Below are 21,527 nucleotides of genomic sequence, written 5' to 3' on the forward strand. Positions count from 1 at the left end.
TCCTTATTTCTGCCAGGCAAGTTGATAAAGCATGAGTGCCAACGTTTTGACCCCTTCGGCAAGGTCGGTAATATTGGTGCGTTCCGCCGGGTTATGGCTGATCCCGTTGATGCTGGGAATGAAAATCATGCAGGTCGGCACGTGAGGCGCGAAAATCTGCGCGTCGTGCCCGGCACCACTGTGCATCACCCGGTAATTCAGTTTTTCACTTTCACACAATTCTGTCAGGGTGGCGACCAGGTCCTTATTCATCGGCACGGGTTCTTCGTCCATCCATAAATTGATATCAATACCAATGTCCATTTCATCGCAAATCGCCCGCATGTCGTTTTCTAACTGCTGAGTGAAATCGCGCAGCACGGCGGCGTCGGTATGACGACAATCAATGGTGAATGTGGTTTTACCCGGCACCACATTCACCGTATTCGGGCGCGGCTCCACCTTACCAAAGGTCAGCACCAGCGGGTCGCCCATCTTTTTCGCTTTTTCGATCGACTGATGGCAAATGCGACTGAAAGCGTAAACCGTATCACGACGATAACCCATCGGCGTGGTGCCTGCATGGTTTGATTCGCCGTTCAGCGTCACCGTATAGCGACGTTGCCCGACAATTGCATTCACCACGCCAATTGATTGCCCATTACTTTCCAGCACACAGCCCTGTTCGATATGCAGTTCGACAAAGGCTTTAATATCCTGACGCGGAGTTAGCGGGGCGTCCGGCAGAGTAAATCCGCAAGCCTTCATCGCATCGACAAAACTATTTCCTTTGGCATCACAGATATTCCGCACGTCGTCAGGATTCGCCAGCCCAAAGATATTTTTACTGCCCCAGAAAACATACGGGAAGCGGCTGCCTTCTTCTTCCGCCATCGCCACCACTTCAACCGTACGCAGCGGTGCGCCGTATTGAGTTTTCAGCCAGTCAATTGCCAGCCACGCCGCCAGCGCGCCGAATTGCCCGTCGAGGTTACCGCCGTTAACCACGGTATCGATATGCGAACCGCTCAGAATCACTTCCTGTGGATATTCGGTGCCACTCAGGCGACCGTATAAATTCCCCACTTCATCGAAACGTGTTTCCAGCCCACTTGCGGCCATTCTTTTTTTAAATTGCTGCTGGGTTTCCAGCCATTCCGGCGAATAAAGTAAACGGGTCATCCCACCCGCTGGGTCAGCGCCAAAAGAGGAAAGCCAGGGCAGCGCTTCTTCTATGGCTTGACGAAAATGTGTAATCATAAGAAAGTCCTGTCTCAATAATTATTGCGCAAAGGGATTTTTCGTTTCGTATGACGTGTTATAAAGCGCGTCGGAAATTAAATACTGGTAAATATCATCAACAATTTCGATGCCTTCGACGGCGGCTTGGCGTTGTTTAATATCCTGATCCTGTCCGGGATAATAAACCTGATTAAAACCGGGCGCGGGGGTAATGGCATTTAATTCGCGCATGGTCTGGCTAAGATGTTGACGGAATAATTCGCTGGAGGAGAAAAAGTTCGGGTTAATAACTACATGTAATTGCCCCAAATTACGCCCGGCGTGTAAATCGTCATACATCGAACTAACCTGTCGCCCGAACGGTAAGCCGAGTAAGACGCCTGAGAGGACGTCAATCATCATCATCAGGCCATACCCTTTCGGCCCGGCTGCGGGGAGCAGAGCATGTACCGCGAACGGATCGGTTGTTGGTGCACCGTTTTTATCGACCGCCCAGGTATCCGGGATAGACATATTACGCGAGCGGGCGTCGAGCACTTTTCCCCATGCCTGTACGGTAGTCGCCATATCAAAGGTAAGGATCTCGTCGCCTTCTCCCGGCGCGGCAAAGGCCAGTGGGTTAGTACCGTAGTAAATTTCCGCGCCGCCAAACGGCACCACCATTGGATCGGACTGACACATCGAAATGCCAATTAATCCGGCGCGGGCTGCCTGCTGCACAAAATAAGAGATTGCGCCGCTGTGACCCATCCGGCTGATACCGACCACCGCAACGCCATTTTGCTGGGCGGTTTTGATGGCATGTTCCATACCCATTTTCGCCGCGACCTGTCCGGCGGCATTGTCGGCATGTAAAATTGCCGAGCACGGCCCGGTTTCCTCAAGACGAAACTCCGGTTCGCGGTTGGTGCCGCCTTTTGAAATGCGTTCCGCGTAGTATTCCACGCGCACCGCGCCATGAGAGTGGATCCCTCTGGCATCGGCGTAAACCAATACTTCAGCCACGGTTGCAGCGTGCTCACGTTTTAACCCAGCCTGGCAGAGTTTATTCTCAATTAGCTGGTGGAGTGTTTCCCGACTGATTTTCATCTGTCTTCCTTTTTAACGACGGTGTGAAGCATGACTGCAATTAACATACAGGGAAAATATCTGGATTATGTGATCCAGACAGGCAAAAAAATATAGTTAGAATTTATTTGATAATCCGCTCGCTTTTAACCTGGTTTTTAAAACAACCACGCTTATTAAAAAATAACACGTAATAGCATGGCGGTTATTTGAATTCTTTTGTTAATAATCCCTGTGTGATATTCATCACCTTATTTACCCGTTGTCATCGATACCGTAATCGCCACATTAACACTGCTCGTGCAATTGCCATGGGTGCAATTTTTAAGGAGTTGTTATGATCCACGCCTTTATTAAAAAAGGGTGTTTTCAGGATTCGGTCAGTTTAATGATTATTTCACGAAAACTCAGCGAATCAGAAAATGTTGATGATGTTTCCGTAATGATGGGTACGCCCGCCAATAAAGCGTTATTAGATACCACAGGTTTCTGGCATGACGATTTTAATAACGCCACGCCGAACGATATTTGCGTGGCAATTCGTAGCGAAGCGGCGGATGCGGGGATCGCGCAGGCGATTATGCAGCAGCTTGAAGAGGCGCTAAAACAACTGGCGCAGGGGGCAGGCAGCAGCCAGTCCTTGACGCAGGTGCGTCGCTGGGACAGTGCCTGTCAGAAATTACCCGATGCCAATCTGGCGCTGATTTCAGTGGCTGGCGAGTATGCGGCGGAGCTGGCGAATCAGGCGCTGGATCGCAACCTCAACGTGATGATGTTCTCCGATAACGTCACGCTGGAAGATGAAATCCAACTTAAAACCCGCGCGCGAGAAAAAGGCTTGCTGGTGATGGGGCCGGACTGCGGTACGTCGATGATTGCCGCCACGCCGCTGGCTTTTGCTAACGTGATGCCGGAAGGCAATATTGGCGTCATTGGCGCTTCCGGTACCGGGATTCAGGAGCTGTGCTCGCAGATTGCGCTGGCAGGGGAGGGAATTACTCACGCGATTGGCCTTGGCGGCCGCGACCTCAGCCGTGAAGTGGGCGGCATCAGTGCGCTGACGGCGCTGGAAATGCTCAGTGCAGACGAGAAAAGCGAAGTGCTGGCATTTGTTTCAAAACCACCTGCCGAAGCGGTGCGTCTGAAAATTGTTAATGCCATGAAAGCAACCGGCAAACCGACGGTGGCGCTGTTTTTAGGTTATACCCCGGCGGTGGCCCGCGACGAGAATGTCTGGTTTGCCTCCTCGCTGGATGAGGCCGCACGCCTGGCTTGCCTGCTTTCACGCGTCACGGCGCGACGTAACGCAATAGCACCTGTCAGCAGCGGATTTATTTGCGGTTTGTATACCGGCGGTACGCTGGCTGCCGAAGCGGCGGGATTACTTGCCGGACACCTTGGCGTGGAAGCCGATGATGCCCATCATCACGGCATGATGCTCGACGCCGATGGTCACCAGATTATTGACCTTGGCGATGATTTCTACACCGTCGGGCGTCCCCATCCGATGATCGACCCAACCTTACGCAACCAGTTAATTGCCGATCTCGGCGCTAAACTGTCAGTGCGCGTATTGCTACTTGATGTCGTGATTGGCTTCGGCGCGACCGCCGATCCTGCCGCCTCGCTGGTGAGCGCCTGGCAAAAAGCCTGTGCCGCGCGTTCAGACAGCCAACCGCTGTACGCCATTGCCACGGTGACAGGTACCGAACGTGACCCGCAATGCCGCTCGCAGCAAATCGCCACGCTGGAAGATGCGGGGATTGCGGTCGTGAGTTCGCTACCGGAAGCCACCTTGCTGGCGGCAGCGTTAATTCATCCGCTCTCGCCTGCCGCACAGCAACACACACCGTCATTACTGGAAAACGTCGCCGTGATTAACATCGGATTACGCAGTTTTGCGCTGGAGCTACAAAGCGCCAGCAAACCGGTTGTGCATTACCAATGGTCGCCAGTCGCCGGCGGCAATAAAAAACTGGCTCGTTTATTAGAACGTTTGCAATAAGGGGTTCCCATGTTTACATCAGTGGCGCAAGCCAATGCTGCGGTTATCGAACAAATTCGTCGCGCTCGTCCACACTGGCTGGATGTGCAACCGGCTTCTTCACTTATCAGCGAACTAAACCAGGGCAAAACACTGCTTCACGCCGGGCCGCCAATGCGCTGGCAGGAGATGACCGGACCCATGAAAGGGGCGTGCGTGGGCGCATGTCTGTTCGAAGGTTGGGCGAAAGATGAAGCGCAGGCGCTGGCAATACTGGAGCAGGGGGAAGTGAACTTCATTCCTTGTCACCATGTGAATGCCGTCGGGCCAATGGGCGGTATTACTTCTGCCAGTATGCCGATGCTGGTGGTCGAGAACGTGACCGACGGCAACCGGGCGTACTGCAACCTCAACGAAGGTATCGGCAAAGTGATGCGTTTTGGCGCTTACGGCGAAGATGTCCTGACTCGCCATCGCTGGATGCGCGATGTGTTAATGCCAGTATTAAGCGCGGCGCTGGGGCGCATGGAGCGCGGTATCGATCTTACCGCGATGATGGCGCAGGGCATTACGATGGGCGATGAGTTCCATCAACGCAATATTGCTTCCTCAGCACTGTTAATGCGTGCGCTGGCCCCACAAATTGCTCGCCTCGATCATGATAAACAGCACATCGCGGAAGTGATGGATTTCCTCAGCGTGACCGATCAGTTCTTCCTCAACCTCGCGATGGCTTACTGCAAGGCGGCGATGGATGCTGGCGCGATGATCCGCGCAGGCAGCATCGTCACGGCAATGACCCGCAACGGTAATATGTTCGGGATTCGGGTAAGCGGGCTGGGCGAACGCTGGTTTACTGCGCCTGTAAACACTCCGCAAGGTCTGTTTTTCACCGGCTTCTCGCAGGAGCAGGCGAACCCGGATATGGGCGATAGCGCGATTACCGAAACCTTTGGTATCGGAGGTGCGGCAATGATCGCAGCGCCTGGCGTAACGCGCTTTGTCGGTGCGGGTGGCATGGAAGCGGCCAGGGCGGTATCTGAAGAGATGGCGGAAATTTACCTTGAACGCAATATGCAGTTGCAGATCCCAAGCTGGGATTTTCAGGGCGCGTGCCTGGGGCTGGACATTCGTCGCGTGGTAGAAACCGGCATTACGCCACTCATCAATACCGGTATTGCCCATAAAGAGGCGGGGATCGGGCAGATTGGCGCAGGCACCGTGCGGGCACCGCTGGCGTGTTTTGAACAGGCGCTGGAAGCACTGGCTGAAAGCATGGGGATTGGTTGAGGAACGCGCAATGACGATCATCCATCCTCTGCTTGCCAGTAGTAGCGCACCGAATTATCGCCAGTCCTGGCGGTTAGCGGGAGTGTGGCGGCGGGCGATTAACCTGATGACGGAAAGCGGCGAACTGTTAACGCTGCATCGTCAGGGTAGTGGTTTCGGCCCCGGAGGATGGGTGCTTCGCCGTGCGCAATTCGATGCGTTATGCGGTGGATTATGCGGCAATGAACGACCACAGGTTGTGGCTCAAGGGATTCGCCTCGGGCGTTTCACGGTTACACAGCCACAGCGTTATTGTTTGCTGCGTATTACGCCGCCTTCGCATCCTCAACCGCTTGCAGCTGCATGGATGCAACGCGCGGAGGAAACCGGACTTTTCGGGCCACTGGCGATGGCGGCAAGCGATCCGCTGCCCGCTGAATTACGCCAGTTTCGTCACTGTTTTCAGGCCGCGCTCAATGGCGTTAAGACCGACTGGCGGCACTGGCTGGGTAAAGGCCCCGGATTAACGCCAAGTCATGATGACACGTTGAGCGGAATGCTGCTGGCGGCCTGGTATTATGGTGCTTTACATGCGCGCGCCGGTCGCCCGTTTTTTGCCTGTTCCGACAATCTTCAACTCGTTACCACAGCGGTGAGCGTCAGTTATTTACGTTATGCCGCGCAAGGATATTTCGCCTCGCCACTCCTGCACTTTGCTCATGCTCTGAGTTGCCCGAAACGTACCGCTGTTGCGATTGATTCGCTGCTGGCGCTGGGGCATACGTCAGGGGCAGATACGCTGCTGGGGTTCTGGCTTGGCCAACAATTATTACAAGGAAAACCATGAAAACACTGGTTGTAGCTCTTGGGGGCAATGCCTTGCTTCAGCGCGGTGAGGCGCTGACGGCAGAAAATCAATATCGCAATATCGCCAGTGCTGTACCCGCGCTGGCACGGCTGGCCCGTTCTTATCGGCTGGCGATTGTTCACGGCAACGGGCCGCAGGTGGGGCTGCTGGCATTGCAGAATCTGGCGTGGAAAGAGGTAGAACCGTATCCGCTGGATGTGCTGGTGGCGGAAAGTCAGGGGATGATTGGCTATATGCTGGCGCAAAGTTTGAGCGCACAGCCGCAGATGCCGCCTGTCACGACGGTGCTGACGCGCATTGAGGTTTCGCCTGATGATCCGGCGTTTTTGCAGCCAGAGAAATTTATTGGTCCGGTTTATCAGCCAGAAGAACAAGAGGCACTGGAAGCGGCTTACGGCTGGCAGATGAAACGTGATGGTAAATATTTACGCCGGGTGGTGGCGTCTCCGCAACCGCGTAAAATTCTCGACAGCGAAGCCATCGAGTTGTTGCTCAAAGAGGGGCATGTGGTGATTTGCAGTGGCGGCGGCGGTGTGCCTGTGACGGAAGACGGGGCAGGGAGTGAAGCGGTGATTGATAAAGATCTCGCTGCTGCGTTGCTCGCCGAGCAGATTAATGCCGATGGACTGGTGATCCTCACCGATGCTGATGCGGTATATGAAAACTGGGGAACGCCGCAGCAACGTGCCATTCGCCATGCCACACCGGATGAGTTAGCGCCATTTGCCAAAGCCGATGGTTCGATGGGGCCGAAGGTAACGGCGGTGAGTGGTTATGTCAGAAGCCGTGGTAAACCCGCGTGGATTGGGGCGTTATCGCGAATTGAAGAGACGCTGGCGGGCGAAGCGGGGACCTGTATTTCGCTGTAGTGATGAGAGCATCCGGCAATCGGCGTACCATGCCTGATGCGACGCTTGACGCGTCTTATCAGGCCTACAATGGGTACCGGATCGGTGTAGGCCGGATAAGGCGTTCACGCCGCATCCGGCAATCAAATGAGCACCAGGTTAACTGAACTTACTCTGCGCCCACATCACGCCGCTGGCATATTCCGGCGGCAGCAGCGGGATCAAGGCTTCCAGCGTCGCGGACAGACGCGATGTGTCGCTGTCGGTCAAATTCAGATGCCCCACTTTACGGCCCGGACGGACTTCTTTGTCGTACCAGTGCAGATGCACCAGCGGCAGTTTCAGCCAGTCATAATTCACATCGCTACCAATCAGATTGATCATCACCGACGGATTATTCACCACTGGTTGCGGTAACGGCAGATCGGTAATCGCCCGCAGATGTAGCTCAAACTGGCTGATGCTGGCACCGTTTTGTGTCCAGTGACCGCTGTTATGCACACGCGGTGCCAGTTCGTTGATCAGCAGACCTTGCGGGGTGACAAAACACTCCATCGCCATCACGCCCACATAGCCCAGCTCCTGCATAATCGCCGACAGCATCTCTTCGGCTTGCGCTTGCTGCTGCGCATTGGCCTGCGGAAAAGCGACGCTGGTGCGCAAAATACCGTCCTGATGCAGGTTATGCGTCAGCGGATAAAACACGGTGCTGCCATCAAAACCGCGCGCGCCAACCAGCGACACTTCACCAGAGAAGTTTATGCCCTGCTCGACTATACATTCGCCGTAGCATTCAGCCGGTAACTGTTCGGTTTCATCGGCGCGTAAACGCCATTGACCGCGTCCGTCATAGCCACCAGTGCGACGCTTAACAATCGCCAGCTCACCTAAACGATCAAACACCGCAGGCCACTCGCTGCGATCGGCAAGTAACTGCCACGGTGCGGTCGGCAGGTGGAGCTTATCGAAAAGCTGCTTCTGAGTCAGACGGTCAGCAATAATCGGGAACACATCGCGGTTCACAAAGGCCGGATGGCGCGCCAGCTCGCGGGTTAATGCGGTTTCCGGCCAGCGTTCGATCTCAGCGGTAATCACGCTTTGTTGAAAAGGCACCGCCGCCGGTTCAGCGTCCAGCCCGACCGGCCAGACAGCAATGCCTAACGGTTCGCCTGCCTGACGCAGCATACGGCCTAACTGCCCGTTACCGAGGACGCAAACCTGTTTCATGCCGCACCTCGCGGGTCCGGGTTTTCCAGCACTTCGTCGGTCTGGGCTTTGCGCCAGTCATTCAGACGCTGGTGCAGCTCTTTATCATGAGTCGCAAGAATTTGTGCTGCCAGTAACGCCGCGTTTGCCGCGCCAGCTTTACCAATCGCCAGCGTACCCACCGGAATGCCGCGCGGCATTTGTACGATGGAGTAGAGGCTATCGACACCGCTCAGTGCGGCGCTCTGTACTGGCACGCCCAGCACTGGCACCAGCGTTTTGGCGGCAATCATGCCTGGCAGGTGCGCTGCGCCGCCTGCGCCCGCAATAATCACCTGATAACCGTTCTCTTCGGCACTTTCGGCGAAGCTGAATAGTTTATCGGGGGTGCGGTGAGCAGAAACCACTTCAACGTGGTGCGGGACATTCAGGATTTCGAAGATTTCGGCGGCGAACTGCATGGTAGCCCAGTCGCTTTTGGACCCCATCACGATGGCGACACGCGCCGGATTATTGCGGGAAGACATGCGTCTTAAAACTCCTGTGGTGCACAACTCTCGGCTTTAGAGGGCACAGAGAATAGCACGGAAAGAGAGCAAGGAAAACGGTTGCGTGGCTGTGAAATCAGCAAAGTTGCGGGTTTTTTAAAACGGAAAATGAATTAACTCAACGTCATCCGCCGTGACTTTCACCATTGAACCTTCCGTATGCCAGGCACCCAGTACCACGCGAAAAGCAGGTTGCTGATTGGCGATAAGTTCATGTACCGCCGGGCGATGGGTATGCCCGTGGATCAGCCATTGCACCTGATGTTTTTCCATCGCACTGACCACCGCGTTTTGGTTAACGTCCATGATCGCCAGCGATTTACTGCTGTTGGCTTCTTTACTGTTCGCGCGCATTCGCGCGGCAATGCGTTTGCGCACAAACAACGGCAGGGCGAGGAATAGCGTCTGCAGCCAGGGTTTGTGGACCTTGGCGCGAAAAGCCTGATAACCCGCGTCATCGGTGCACAGCGTGTCGCCATGCATAATCAGCACCCGACGACCATAAAGTTCGAGCACTTTTTCTTCCGGCAATAACGTCATGCCACTTTCACGGGCAAAGCGTTTGCCGAGCAGAAAATCACGGTTGCCATGAATGAAATAACAGGGAACGCCGGAATCGGACACCGCTTTGATCGCTGCCGCCATCTGGCGATGGAGTGGGTTGGGATCGTCGTCGCCAATCCACGCTTCAAACAGATCGCCAAGAATATACAGCGCGTCGGCCTTGCGAGCTTCCCTCGCTAAAAAACGCAGAAAACCGGCGGTGATCGCCGGTTCTTCCACGCAGAGATGAAGATCTGCAATAAAGAGTGTCGCCACGATTACTCGCTAACGGTCACGCTTTCAATGATAACGTCTTCTTTTGGCACGTCCTGGTGCATACCGCTACGACCGGTTGCAACACCTTTGATTTTGTCTACCACGTCCATGCCTTCAACCACTTCAGCAAACACGCAGTAGCCCCAACCTTGCAGGCTTTCGCCAGAGAAGTTCAGGAAGTCGTTATCAACCACGTTGATGAAGAACTGTGCAGTTGCAGAGTGCGGAGCCTGAGTACGGGCCATTGCCAGCGTACCACGGGTATTTTTCAGGCCGTTGTTGGCTTCGTTTTTGATCGGTTCTTTGGTGGCTTTTTGTTTCATGCCCGGTTCAAAACCGCCGCCCTGAATCATAAAGCCGTTGATAACACGGTGGAAAATGGTGTTGTTGTAAAAACCTTCGCGGCAGTAGTCCAGGAAGTTTTTAACTGTTTCAGGTGCTTTATCGTCAAAAGTTTTGATGACAATATCGCCGTGATTGGTGTGGAAAGTAACCATTTTTGCATCCTGTTCCGTTTGATTGGTGCTTCAACCCAGTTCGGGTCATATATAGGGTGGTGTTATAGCATAACCGCACGATCGGATCATCACGCAATGTATGCTGATTCGCGCGGGAAATATGGGTATTATACGCAACTCAATTACCCACACATGTCTAAACGGAATCTTCGATGCTAAAAATCTTCAATACTCTGACACGCCAAAAAGAGGAATTTAAGCCTATTCACGCCGGGGAAGTCGGCATGTACGTGTGTGGAATCACCGTTTACGATCTCTGTCATATCGGTCACGGGCGTACCTTTGTTGCTTTTGACGTGGTTGCGCGCTATCTGCGTTTCCTCGGCTATAAGCTGAAGTATGTGCGCAACATTACCGATATCGACGACAAAATCATCAAACGCGCCAATGAAAATGGCGAAAGCTTTGTGGCGCTGGTGGATCGCATGATCGCCGAAATGCACAAAGATTTTGATGCGTTGAACATTCTGCGCCCGGATATGGAGCCGCGCGCGACGCACCATATCGCAGAAATTATTGAACTCACTGAACAACTGATCGCCAAAGGTCACGCTTATGTGGCGGACAACGGCGACGTGATGTTCGACGTCCCGACCGATCCGACTTATGGCGTGCTGTCGCGTCAGGATCTCGACCAGCTGCAGGCAGGCGCGCGCGTTGACGTGGTCGACGACAAACGCAACCCGATGGACTTCGTTCTGTGGAAGATGTCGAAAGAGGGCGAACCGAGCTGGCCGTCTCCGTGGGGCGCGGGCCGTCCTGGCTGGCACATTGAATGTTCGGCAATGAACTGCAAGCAGCTGGGTAACCACTTTGATATCCACGGCGGTGGTTCAGACCTGATGTTCCCGCACCACGAGAACGAAATCGCGCAGTCCACCTGTGCCCATGATGGTCAGTATGTTAACTACTGGATGCACTCGGGGATGGTGATGGTTGACCGCGAGAAGATGTCCAAATCGCTGGGTAACTTCTTTACCGTGCGCGATGTGCTGAAATACTACGACGCGGAAACCGTGCGTTACTTCCTGATGTCGGGCCACTATCGCAGCCAGCTGAACTATAGCGAAGAGAACCTGAAGCAGGCGCGTGCGGCGCTGGAGCGTCTCTACACTGCGCTGCGCGGCACAGATAAAACCGTTGCGCCTGCCGGTGGCGAAGCGTTTGAAGCGCGCTTTATTGAAGCGATGGACGACGATTTCAACACCCCGGAAGCCTATTCCGTGCTGTTTGATATGGCGCGTGAAGTGAACCGTCTGAAAGCAGAAGATATGGCAGCGGCGAATGCAATGGCATCTCACCTGCGTAAACTTTCCGCTGTATTGGGCCTGCTGGAGCAAGAACCGGAAGCGTTCCTGCAAAGCGGCGCGCAGGCAGATGACAGCGAAGTGGCTGAGATTGAAGCGTTAATTCAACAGCGTCTGGATGCCCGTAAAGCGAAAGACTGGGCGGCGGCAGATGCGGCGCGTGACCGTCTTAACGAGATGGGGATCGTGCTGGAAGATGGCCCGCAAGGGACCACCTGGCGTCGTAAGTAATTGCGCTATTGCCGGATGCGAGTTTTCGCATCCGGTTATCGTCTGCGCCACCACAACATTCCCATCAGTAGCATCCCCGGCAACCACACCCACATCAATTCAGAAATAATCACCTGATGCCCGTACGCTGTGGTGTAACGAGACAATGCAAACGGCGCGACTTTAATCACCTGCCAGGGAGCGAAAAAGCGTTCATCTGACCACGGCCACAGCCAGCCAACACCCTTACCGCCAGTGGTTACCGAATCCAGCAAGCTGTGCGATAGCAACGAGACGGTTAAAAACAGCCAGCAGCGAATCAGCCCAGCCCTGAACCATCGGCGTCCAATCAGCACACATAACAGCGGGACAACAAACGCAAACACCAGCGAATGGGTAAACCCGCGATGACCAAAAACATTGCCGTAAGCAAGGCCAAATTTAAACGACAATACGTCTGCGTCGGGCAGCATCGCCAGGATGATTCCGGCAAATAACAGACGCGGAGGGATGACTTTCGAACCCAACCCTAAACCAATGCATAGGGGAACGGCGGCGTGCGTAATAACGGTTGGCATGATGGTCGCTTCGGCAAAATGTCGATGCTATCAGCATGGATGAACGGGGCGTAGAGGGCAAAAGTCTGAAAAGAGAACCGGCCTGTTGATACAGGCCGGGAAAGGGATCAGGCAACAACCTGTACGCTGTGACCTGCAAAACTCACTGTCTGCCCGGCGACGATTTTGCAGCGTTTGCGCGTTTCAACCGCACCGTCGACTTTCACCTGGCCTTCGGCAATCGCGATTTTCGCCTGCGCGCCGCTTTCGCTCCAGCCTTCCAGTTTCAGCAAGTCGCACAGCTCAACGTGCGGATGTTTACCTAAAGAAAATGTCGCCATGTTACTCACCCTGTGGATCATGATATTCAACGCACGCCTGTAGCGTGTTTTCAATCAGCGTGGCAACCGTCATCGGGCCAACGCCGCCCGGAACAGGCGTAATGTATGAGGCGCGTTTAGCCGCGTCTTCAAACACGACGTCGCCCACAACTTTGCCATTTTCCAGACGGTTGATGCCGACATCAATCACAATTGCGCCTTCTTTGATCCAGTCACCAGGAATAAAGCCCGGCTTGCCGACGGCAACGATCAGTAGATCGGCATTTTCTACGTGGTGACGCAGATTTTTAGTGAAACGGTGAGTCACGGTGGTGGTGCAACCTGCCAGCAACAGTTCCATGCTCATTGGGCGACCGACGATATTCGATGCGCCAATCACCACGGCGTTGAGGCCGAAGGTATCAATGTTGTAACGCTCAAGCAGCGTGACAATACCGCGCGGGGTGCAGGGACGCAGACGCGGCGCACGCTGGCACAGACGACCGACGTTATAAGGATGGAAACCGTCCACGTCTTTGTCCGGATGAATACGTTCCAGCACTTTGACGTTATCAATACCCGCCGGTAACGGCAGTTGAACCAGAATGCCATCGATGGTGTTATCGGCATTCAGCGTATCGATAAGCTCCAGCAGCTCCGCTTCGCTGGTGGTTTCCGGGAGGTCGTAAGAGCGGGAGACGAACCCGACTTCTTCACAAGCCTTGCGTTTGCTTGCGACATAAATTTGCGATGCAGGGTTACTACCCACCAGCACAACGGCCAGTCCTGGTGCCCGCAGTCCGGCTGCAATACGCGCCTGAACTTTTTGAGCAACTTCAGAGCGCACCTGCTGCGCAATCGTTTTACCGTCAATAATCTTTGCTGCCATCAGAGAGAGGATTCCATCTGTTACGTAGGTCGAAGGGGATGCGCCTATTTTGTCAGAAGCGGGGCGCGCTGTCAGGTTTCGTTTCAGATTTATCGCGTGAAGCGACCTCTTGCGAAGGTTAGGCGCACCGTCGCTGAGATTGAAAGCTTCATTTTTCGTCCATGATGGCGTTGTAAATCTGGAACTGACTTATTTCCTTGTCAAAGGATTAAGATAATTTAAGAAATACCTGACAATATAAAAAGAATTTTCAGCCTGGTAATTTACCGCTTCAGGTCTATATTTGTGTTGAATATATTTTGCGCGGAAGTATTCATCTAACGGGGCTCTCTATTTTTTAGAATAGAGTGCATATTTTCAATTAAGACATTCTTAGAGGATAAAAAGGAATTTACTACTATCAGTGTCTTAAATAAAGTAATCGGTTATATACGGATGTGGAGTCGATAAATGAGATTGAAGGAATATATATGAAATTAAGATTTATTTCGTCTGCGCTGGCTGCCGCACTATTCGCCGCTACGGGTAGTTATGCTGCCGTTGTAGATGGCGGTACAATTCACTTTGAAGGCGAACTGGTGAATGCTGCCTGTTCAGTGAATACTGACTCGGCAGACCAGGTTGTCACACTCGGTCAATATCGTACCGATATTTTCAATGCTGTTGGTAATACCTCTGCATTAATTCCATTCACTATACAGTTGAACGACTGCGATCCTGTTGTTGCCGCTAATGCTGCCGTTGCATTTTCTGGTCAGGCTGATGCAATCAATGATAATTTATTGGCCATTGCATCCAGTACCAACACTACAACAGCAACGGGTGTCGGTATTGAAATACTTGATAATACATCCGCAATTCTCAAACCTGATGGGAATAGCTTCTCAACCAACCAGAACTTGATCCCCGGGACCAACGTTCTTCATTTTTCTGCACGTTATAAAGGCACCGGTACAAGTGCATCAGCAGGGCAAGCAAATGCTGACGCGACTTTTATTATGAGATACGAATAATCAAAACCACGTTGTTTTGAATTATATACCACGTCTTATAACAAAGTAATGTACCGGTTGTCTGAAGCGGTATGGTGGCAATGTAAATCGAAATCATGTTCACTTTGTATCATGCCGCTTTATTAAATGAAAAGGGAATGATGTGTTGTAAGAAACCAAAGCAATCATTTCTTTATATTTCTTATTTTTGCCGTCAGGAATACACAAGGCGTATTAACTATGATGACTAAAATAAAGTTATTGATGCTCATTATATTTTATTTAATCATTTCGGCCAGCGCCCATGCTGCCGGAGGGATCGCATTAGGTGCCACGCGTATTATTTATCCCGCTGATGCTAAACAGACTGCGGTATGGATTAGAAATAGCCATACCAATGAGCGTTTTCTGGTCAATTCGTGGATTGAAAACAGCAGCGGTGTAAAAGAAAAGTCATTCATCATTACACCGCCACTGTTTGTTAGTGAACCCAAAAGCGAAAATACATTGCGTATTATTTACACCGGTCCACCGCTGGCAGCAGATCGTGAGTCTCTGTTCTGGATGAATGTTAAGACGATCCCTTCGGTAGATAAAAATGCATTGAACGGCAGGAATGTTTTGCAACTGGCGATTTTATCGCGCATGAAGTTATTTCTCCGTCCAATTCAACTACAAGAATTACCCGCAGAAGCGCCGGATACACTCAAGTTTTCGCGATCCGGTAACTATATCAATGTTCATAATCCATCACCTTTTTATGTCACCCTGGTTAACTTACAAGTGGGCAGCCAAAAGTTGGGGAATGCTATGGCTGCACCCAGAGTTAATTCACAAATTCCCTTACCCTCAGGAGTGCAGGGAAAACTGAAATTTCAGACCGTTAATGATTATGGTTCAGTAACCCCGGTCAGAGAAGTGAACTTAAACTAACCGAATCATCTGACAATATCAGAGCTAATTATGAAAATACCCACTACTACGGATATTCCGCAGAGGTATACCTGGTGTCTGGCCGGAATTTGTTATTCATCTCTTGCCATTTTACCCTCCTTTTTAAGCTATGCGGAAAGTTATTTCAACCCGGCATTTTTATTAGAGAATGGCACATCCGTTGCTGATTTATCGCGCTTTGAGAGAGGTAATCATCAACCTGCGGGCGTGTATCGGGTGGATCTCTGGCGTAATGATGAGTTCATTGGTTCACAGGATATCGTATTTGAATCGACAACAGAAAATACAGGTGATAAATCAGGTGGGTTAATGCCCTGTTTTAACCAGGTACTCCTTGAACGAATTGGCCTTAATAGCAGTGCATTTCCCGAGTTAGCCCAGCAGCAAAACAATAAATGCATCAATTTACTGAAAGCTGTACCTGATGCCACAATTAACTTTGATTTTGCAGCGATGCGCCTGAACATCACTATTCCTCAGATAGCGTTGTTGAGTAGTGCTCACGGTTACATTCCGCCTGAATAGTGGGATGAAGGTATTCCTGCTTTACTCCTGAATTATAATTTCACTGGTAACAGAGGTAATGGTAACGATAGCTATTTTTTTAGTGAGCTCAGCGGGATTAATATTGGCCCGTGGCGTTTACGCAACAATGGTTCCTGGAACTATTTTCGCGGAAATGGATATCATTCAGAACAGTGGAATAATATTGGCACCTGGGTACAGCGCGCCATTATTCCGCTGAAAAGTGAACTGGTAATGGGAGACGGCAATACAGGAAGTGATATTTTCGATGGTGTTGGATTTCGTGGTGTACGGCTTTATTCTTCCGATAATATGTATCCTGATAGCCAGCAAGGGTTTGCCCCAACGGTACGTGGGATTGCCCGTACGGCGGCCCAGCTAACGATTCGGCAAAATGGTTTTATTATCTATCAAAGCTATGTTTCCCCCGGTGCTTTTGAAATTACAGATTTGCACCCGACATCTTCAAATGGCGATCTGGATGTCACCATCGACGAGCGCGATGGCAATCAGCAGAATTACACAATTCCGTATTCAACAGTGCCGATTTTACAACGCGAAGGGCGTTTCAAATTTGACCTGACGGCGGGCGATTTTCGTAGCGGTAATAGTCAGCAATCATCACCTTTCTTTTTTCAGGGCACGGCACTCGGTGGTTTACCACAGGAATTTACTGCCTACGGCGGGACGCAATTATCTGCCAATTACACCGCCTTTTTATTAGGACTGGGGCGCAACCTCGGGAACTGGGGGGCAGTGTCGCTGGATGTGACCCATGCGCGCAGTCAGTTAGCCGACGATAGTCGTCATGAGGGGGATTCTATTCGCTTCCTCTATGCGAAATCGATGAACACCTTCGGCACCAATTTTCAGTTAATGGGTTACCGCTATTCGACACAAGGTTTTTATACCCTTGATGATGTTGCGTATCGTCGAATGGAGGGGTACGAATATGATTACGATTACGACGGTGAGCATCGCGATGAACCGATAATCGTGAATTACCACAATTTACGCTTTAGCCGTAAAGACCGTTTGCAGTTAAATATTTCACAATCACTTAATGACTTTGGCTCGCTTTATATTTCTGGTACCCATCAAAAATACTGGAATACTTCGGATTCAGATACGTGGTATCAGGTGGGGTATACCAGCAGCTGGGTTGGCATCAGTTATTCGCTCTCATTTTCGTGGAATGAATCTGTAGGGATCCCCGATAACGAACGTATTGTCGGACTTAATGTTTCAGTGCCTTTCAATGTTCTGACCAAACGTCGCTACACCCGGGAAAATGCGCTCGACCGCGCTTATGCCTCCTTTAACGCCAACCGTAACAGCAACGGGCAAAATAGCTGGCTGGCAGGTGTAGGTGGGACCTTACTGGAAGGCCACAACCTGAGTTATCACGTAAGCCAGGGTGATACCTCGAATAATGGGTATACGGGCAGCGCCACGGCAAACTGGCAGGCCGCTTACGGTACGCTGGGGGTCGGGTATAACTACGACCGCGATCAACATGACGTTAACTGGCAGCTGTCTGGCGGTGTGGTCGGGCATGAAAATGGCATAACGCTGAGCCAGCCTTTAGGGGATACCAATGTTTTGATTAAAGCGCCTGGCGCAGGCGGTGTACGCATTGAAAATCAAACTGGCATTTTAACCGACTGGCGCGGCTATGCGGTGATGCCGTATGCCACGGTTTATCGGTATAACCGTATCGCGCTTGATACCAATACGATGGGGAATTCCATCGATGTTGAAAAAAATATTAGCAGCGTTGTGCCGACGCAAGGCGCGTTGGTTCGTGCCAATTTTGATACCCGCATAGGCGTGCGGGCGCTCATTACCGTTACCCAGGGCGGAAAACCGGTGCCGTTTGGATCACTGGTACGGGAAAACAGTACCGGAATAACCAGTATGGTGGGTGATGACGGGCAAGTTTATTTAAGTGGTGCGCCATTGTCTGGTGAATTACTGGTTCAGTGGGGAGACGGCGCGAACTCACGCTGCATTGCGCACTATGTATTGCCGAAGCAAAGCTTACAGCAAGCCGTCACTGTTATTTCGGCAGTTTGCACACATTCTGGCTCATAAAGGAAATTATCAATGAAGATAATCTGCAGATTATTATTGGCGATGGCATGTTTGTGTCTGGCAAACATATCCTGGGCTACTGTTTGTGCAAATAGTACTGGCGTAGCAGAAGATGAACACTATGATCTCTCAAATGTCTTTAATAGCACCAATAACCAGCCAGGGCAGATTGTTGTTTTACCGGAAAAATCCGGCTGGGTAGGTGTGTCAGCAATTTGTCCACCCGGCACGCTGGTGAATTATACATACCGTAGTTATGTCACCAACTTTATTGTTCAGGAAACTATCGATAATTATAAATATATGCAATTAAATGATTATCTATTAGGTGCGATGAGTCTGGTTGATAGCGTGATGGATATTCAATTTCCCCCGCAAAATTATATTCGTATGGGAACAGATCCTAACGTTTCGCAAAACCTTCCGTTCGGGGTGATGGATTCTCGTTTGATATTTCGTTTAAAGGTTATTCGGCCCTTTATTAACATGGTGGAGATCCCCAGACAGGTGATGTTTACCGTGTATGTGACATCAACGCCTTACGATCCGTTGGTTACACCTGTTTATACCATTAGTTTTGGTGGCCGGGTTGAAGTACCGCAAAACTGCGAATTAAATGCCGGGCAGATTGTTGAATTTGATTTTGGTGATATCGGCGCATCGTTATTTAGTGCGGCAGGGCCGGGTAATCGACCTGCTGGTGTCATGCCGCAAACCAAGAGCATTGCGGTCAAATGTACGAATGTTGCTGCGCAGGCTTATTTAACAATGCGTCTGGAAGCCAGTGCCGTTTCTGGTCAGGCGATGGTGTCGGACAATCAGGATTTAGGTTTTATTGTCGCCGATCAGAACGATACGCCGATCACGCCTAACGATCTCAATAGCGTTATTCCTTTCCGTCTGGATGCAGCTGCGGCAGCCAATGTCACACTTCGCGCCTGGCCTATCAGTATTACCGGTCAAAAACCGACCGAAGGGCCGTTTAGCGCGCTGGGGTATTTACGCGTCGATTATCAATGAGGTACGGAGAATGAGAAGAGTATTCTTTAGCTGTTTCTGCGGGTTACTGTGGAGTTCCAGTGGATGGGCAGCTGACCCTTTAGGAACGATTAATATCAATTTGCACGGTAACGTTGTTGATTTCTCCTGTACCGTAAACACAGCGGATATTGATAAGACGGTAGATTTAGGCAGATGGCCTACGACACAACTACTGAACGCTGGCGATACCACGGCACTCGTCCCTTTTAGCCTGCGGCTGGAGGGATGTCCTCCGGGTTCAGTTGCGATTTTATTTACGGGAACGCCGGCATCTGATGCCAACCTGCTGGCTCTGGATGATCCCGCAATGGCACAAACCGTCGCCATCGAATTACGTAATAGCGATCGCTCCCGGCTTGCACTGGGGGAGGCGAGCCCGACTGAGGAAGTTGATGCAAATGGCAATGTCACACTAAACTTTTTTGCCAATTATCGAGCGTTAGCCAGCGGTGTTCGGCCAGGTGTGGCGAAAGCGGATGCGATATTTATGATCAATTATAATTAATATTATATTAATTCATATAATTTGGCGTAGTCGATGAGCTCTACAATTGAATGCAAACCTAGCTTGCCATAAATATTAGATTTATGCGCGCTAACTGTTTTATTGCTAAGTAATAACTTATCGGCAATTTCTTTATTAGATAATCCGCTGACCAGATAACGTAATATCGTCACTTCACGATTAGATAGCACAGTGATCGTTGAACTATTCGTACTACATTTATTGCTTTTTATATAGTTGAGCGTTTCGCTGGGAAAAAAAGTGTATCCGGAGAGGATCATCTGAACGGCATGAAAAATATCATTCTGATCATTGCATTTACTGACAAAACCGTTAGCACCAGCTTGTATCGCTCTGCCAGCATAAAAGCATTCTGATTTCGATGATAAAAATAATACTTTCACTGTGCTCTGGATTTGTTTGATCCTTTTCAGGAAGGTAAAACCGTCTGTTCCGGGCAAGTCTATATCCATAATGATTAAATCAACAGGACGGGTTCGGAGATAATCGATGGTTATGCGATAATCATCCGTTTTCAGGACAATCTGCAATTCACTGTTTTTTTGCAACAGAACTTCAATAGACATTCTGATGATAGGATGAGTATCCATAATGATCACCGACGTTGGTTTCATAGTTACCAGTCTCATAGGAGCGGACAATTTTCCGTTAGGGCGGGAAATTGTACTTTGATACATGAAAATACGGGTTTTCTTGATTCAGACGCGTAGCGGTGTGCGTTTGTTTGCCGCTATAGCGAAATAAATCAGAAAATCAGACGCGGTCGTTCACTTGTTCAGCAACCAGATCAAAAGCCATTGACTCAGCAAGGGTTGACCGTATAATTCACGCGATTACACCGCATTGCGGTATCAACGCGCCCTTAGCTCAGTTGGATAGAGCAACGACCTTCTAAGTCGTGGGCCGCAGGTTCGAATCCTGCAGGGCGCGCCATTTCTTCTTCATTTATGCCCGTCTTATCCGTTTCCGCTTTGCCCTTCACCACATCACTTTTTGTCGCTGTTTGGCGAGATAATTCAACGGTGTCAGGCCGTAAAACGCCTTAAAAACAGAGATAAAGTACGACGTGCTGCTATAGCCACATAATTGCGCCACCTGAGTGATATTTTTGTTATCCATCAATAACATCTGTACGGCGTAACGCATACGACACTCTGTGACAATCTGGCTATAGCTGGTATTTTCGTTTTTTAATTTCTTTTTGAGCAGGCTGGGGCTTAAACATAGCGAACTGGCGACAATTCGCAGATTCCAGTAATGCTGAATATCGCTTTGAATAATGCGGCAGACGCTGTCGCGGACGCTGCTGCGTAAGATATACATCAGTAGGGCAATAAACCGCGATTGCTCAAGAAAGTTAGACAATACGGTAAAAAGCAATGCGCGCGTCAACTCCGCTTCGCAGGGTTTGCTGGGTTGCTGCTTGCTGTGGTTGGCGGCTAGCCGGAACACTTCCGGTGTACGGCTATGACAAGCGATAACCGGGGTAGCCAGCCGCGACCAGGGCTTTACACAGGTTAAGTTCTTATTTAAAAACAACAGATAATCGTTGATGATGTTACGGTTGATGTGGGTGATTAATACGTGATTTAACGTTGAGAGTTCAATGACGTTATTGTTGCACGCGAAGGCGGCCAGGTAGTTTTTCGGAAGGGTAAACGTAGCATGGTTATTGACGCTTACCTCTACCTCTTTTTCGGTCAGGATCACCACGCAAGGTTCACTGCTGCTCAATTGCATTTCGCACTCCTCAGATATCAGAA

20 protein-coding genes, 1 tRNA gene and 1 pseudogene are annotated in these 21,527 nt (G+C 50.9%); 11 read left to right on the plus strand and 11 right to left on the minus strand.

Translation table 11 applies throughout. The features are described from left to right. Window positions 1-3 precede the first annotated feature (3 nt). Complete coding sequence (gene allC, locus ACJHW7_RS16215; RefSeq protein WP_021556568.1) at window positions 4-1,239, minus strand: allantoate deiminase; 1,236 nt, start codon at window positions 1,237-1,239, stop codon at window positions 4-6. A 21-nt stretch (window positions 1,240-1,260) separates the two neighbouring features. Further along, window positions 1,261-2,310, minus strand: a complete 1,050-nt coding sequence (gene allD / locus ACJHW7_RS16220) for an ureidoglycolate dehydrogenase (protein WP_000703914.1) — start codon at window positions 2,308-2,310, stop codon at window positions 1,261-1,263. Window positions 2,311-2,626: 316 nt separating this feature from the next. On the opposite strand from allD, the gene ACJHW7_RS16225 reads away from it, so the two are divergent. From ACJHW7_RS16225 to ACJHW7_RS16240, 4 genes are read left to right on the plus strand one after another with little or no spacing between them, the layout of a single operon-like run. Next, a complete protein-coding gene (locus ACJHW7_RS16225; protein WP_021556569.1) occupies window positions 2,627-4,294 on the plus strand; it encodes an acyl-CoA synthetase FdrA in 1,668 nt (555 codons plus the stop codon). Between the two features lie 9 nt (window positions 4,295-4,303). After that, window positions 4,304-5,563 (plus strand): DUF1116 domain-containing protein, encoded by a 1,260-nt coding sequence (locus ACJHW7_RS16230; RefSeq protein ID WP_000495404.1) that lies wholly within the window; start codon window positions 4,304-4,306, stop codon window positions 5,561-5,563. 10 nt (window positions 5,564-5,573) lie between these two features. Continuing rightward, window positions 5,574-6,389, plus strand: coding sequence for a DUF2877 domain-containing protein (locus ACJHW7_RS16235; protein ID WP_021556570.1), 816 nt, complete (start codon window positions 5,574-5,576; stop codon window positions 6,387-6,389). Continuing rightward, window positions 6,386-7,279 carry a carbamate kinase gene (locus ACJHW7_RS16240; RefSeq protein WP_000855388.1) on the plus strand — a complete coding sequence of 298 codons (894 nt, stop codon included), beginning with the start codon at window positions 6,386-6,388 and terminating at the stop codon, window positions 7,277-7,279. The genes ACJHW7_RS16235 and ACJHW7_RS16240 overlap by 4 nt, the downstream gene beginning before the upstream one ends. A gap of 138 nt (window positions 7,280-7,417) precedes the next feature. Here the strand turns inward: ACJHW7_RS16240 and purK are convergent, their stop codons facing one another. From purK to ppiB, 4 genes are all read right to left on the minus strand, one after another. Further along, window positions 7,418-8,485, minus strand: a complete 1,068-nt coding sequence (purK, locus tag ACJHW7_RS16245; RefSeq protein ID WP_021556571.1) for a 5-(carboxyamino)imidazole ribonucleotide synthase — start codon at window positions 8,483-8,485, stop codon at window positions 7,418-7,420. Next, window positions 8,482-8,991, minus strand: a complete 510-nt coding sequence (purE, locus tag ACJHW7_RS16250; RefSeq protein WP_001295318.1) for a 5-(carboxyamino)imidazole ribonucleotide mutase — start codon at window positions 8,989-8,991, stop codon at window positions 8,482-8,484. Before purE ends, purK begins: the two co-directional genes overlap by 4 nt. Before the next feature lie 117 nt (window positions 8,992-9,108). Beyond that, a complete protein-coding gene (lpxH, locus tag ACJHW7_RS16255) occupies window positions 9,109-9,831 on the minus strand; it encodes a UDP-2,3-diacylglucosamine diphosphatase (protein ID WP_040234597.1) in 723 nt (240 codons plus the stop codon). A gap of 2 nt (window positions 9,832-9,833) precedes the next feature. Then, window positions 9,834-10,328, minus strand: a complete 495-nt coding sequence (gene ppiB / locus ACJHW7_RS16260; RefSeq protein WP_000256002.1) for a peptidylprolyl isomerase B — start codon at window positions 10,326-10,328, stop codon at window positions 9,834-9,836. A 173-nt stretch (window positions 10,329-10,501) separates the two neighbouring features. On the opposite strand from ppiB, the gene cysS reads away from it, so the two are divergent. After that, on the plus strand, window positions 10,502-11,887 hold the full coding sequence (cysS, locus tag ACJHW7_RS16265; protein WP_000912345.1) for a cysteine--tRNA ligase: 1,386 nt from the start codon (window positions 10,502-10,504) through the stop codon (window positions 11,885-11,887). A 35-nt stretch (window positions 11,888-11,922) separates the two neighbouring features. Here the strand turns inward: cysS and ACJHW7_RS16270 are convergent, their stop codons facing one another. From ACJHW7_RS16270 to folD, 3 genes are all read right to left on the minus strand, one after another. Beyond that, on the minus strand, window positions 11,923-12,444 hold the full coding sequence (locus ACJHW7_RS16270; protein ID WP_021556572.1) for a metal-dependent hydrolase: 522 nt from the start codon (window positions 12,442-12,444) through the stop codon (window positions 11,923-11,925). Between the two features lie 107 nt (window positions 12,445-12,551). Further along, a complete protein-coding gene (gene ybcJ, locus ACJHW7_RS16275; RefSeq protein ID WP_000190288.1) occupies window positions 12,552-12,764 on the minus strand; it encodes a ribosome-associated protein YbcJ in 213 nt (70 codons plus the stop codon). Between the two features lies 1 nt (window position 12,765). Further along, window positions 12,766-13,632, minus strand: a complete 867-nt coding sequence (folD, locus tag ACJHW7_RS16280) for a bifunctional methylenetetrahydrofolate dehydrogenase/methenyltetrahydrofolate cyclohydrolase FolD (protein WP_000729161.1) — start codon at window positions 13,630-13,632, stop codon at window positions 12,766-12,768. A 470-nt stretch (window positions 13,633-14,102) separates the two neighbouring features. On the opposite strand from folD, the gene fimA reads away from it, so the two are divergent. From fimA to sfmF, 5 genes and pseudogenes are all read left to right on the plus strand, one after another. After that, window positions 14,103-14,645: a type 1 fimbrial major subunit FimA gene (gene fimA / locus ACJHW7_RS16285; protein WP_000776555.1), complete on the plus strand. Its 543-nt coding sequence runs from the start codon at window positions 14,103-14,105 to the stop codon at window positions 14,643-14,645. 219 nt (window positions 14,646-14,864) lie between these two features. Beyond that, on the plus strand, window positions 14,865-15,557 hold the full coding sequence (gene fimC / locus ACJHW7_RS16290) for a type 1 fimbria chaperone FimC (protein WP_000988364.1): 693 nt from the start codon (window positions 14,865-14,867) through the stop codon (window positions 15,555-15,557). 30 nt (window positions 15,558-15,587) lie between these two features. Continuing rightward, a pseudogene (locus ACJHW7_RS16295) lies at window positions 15,588-18,197 on the plus strand (fimbrial biogenesis usher protein). Window positions 18,198-18,209: 12 nt separating this feature from the next. Continuing rightward, window positions 18,210-19,217 carry a type 1 fimbria D-mannose specific adhesin FimH gene (gene fimH, locus ACJHW7_RS16300; RefSeq protein ID WP_000691070.1) on the plus strand — a complete coding sequence of 336 codons (1,008 nt, stop codon included), beginning with the start codon at window positions 18,210-18,212 and terminating at the stop codon, window positions 19,215-19,217. 10 nt (window positions 19,218-19,227) lie between these two features. Then, entirely contained in the window at window positions 19,228-19,743 is a 516-nt protein-coding gene (sfmF, locus tag ACJHW7_RS16305) for a fimbria assembly protein (protein ID WP_001255115.1), read from the plus strand. A gap of 2 nt (window positions 19,744-19,745) precedes the next feature. Here sfmF and fimZ read toward each other — a convergent pair whose 3' ends face one another. Further along, a complete protein-coding gene (gene fimZ / locus ACJHW7_RS16310) occupies window positions 19,746-20,378 on the minus strand; it encodes a fimbria biosynthesis transcriptional regulator FimZ (RefSeq protein WP_000805422.1) in 633 nt (210 codons plus the stop codon). A gap of 242 nt (window positions 20,379-20,620) precedes the next feature. Between fimZ and ACJHW7_RS16315 the strand changes: the two genes are divergently transcribed. Further along, window positions 20,621-20,697, plus strand: a tRNA-Arg gene (locus ACJHW7_RS16315). Between the two features lie 45 nt (window positions 20,698-20,742). Here ACJHW7_RS16315 and envY read toward each other — a convergent pair. After that, on the minus strand, window positions 20,743-21,504 hold the full coding sequence (envY, locus tag ACJHW7_RS16320; protein WP_001177464.1) for a DNA-binding transcriptional regulator EnvY: 762 nt from the start codon (window positions 21,502-21,504) through the stop codon (window positions 20,743-20,745). Window positions 21,505-21,527 lie beyond the last annotated feature (23 nt).

This window comes from Escherichia sp. WS1152 (assembly GCF_046487665.1).
In the GTDB taxonomy this organism is placed as follows: Bacteria; Pseudomonadota; Gammaproteobacteria; order Enterobacterales; family Enterobacteriaceae; genus Escherichia; species Escherichia coli.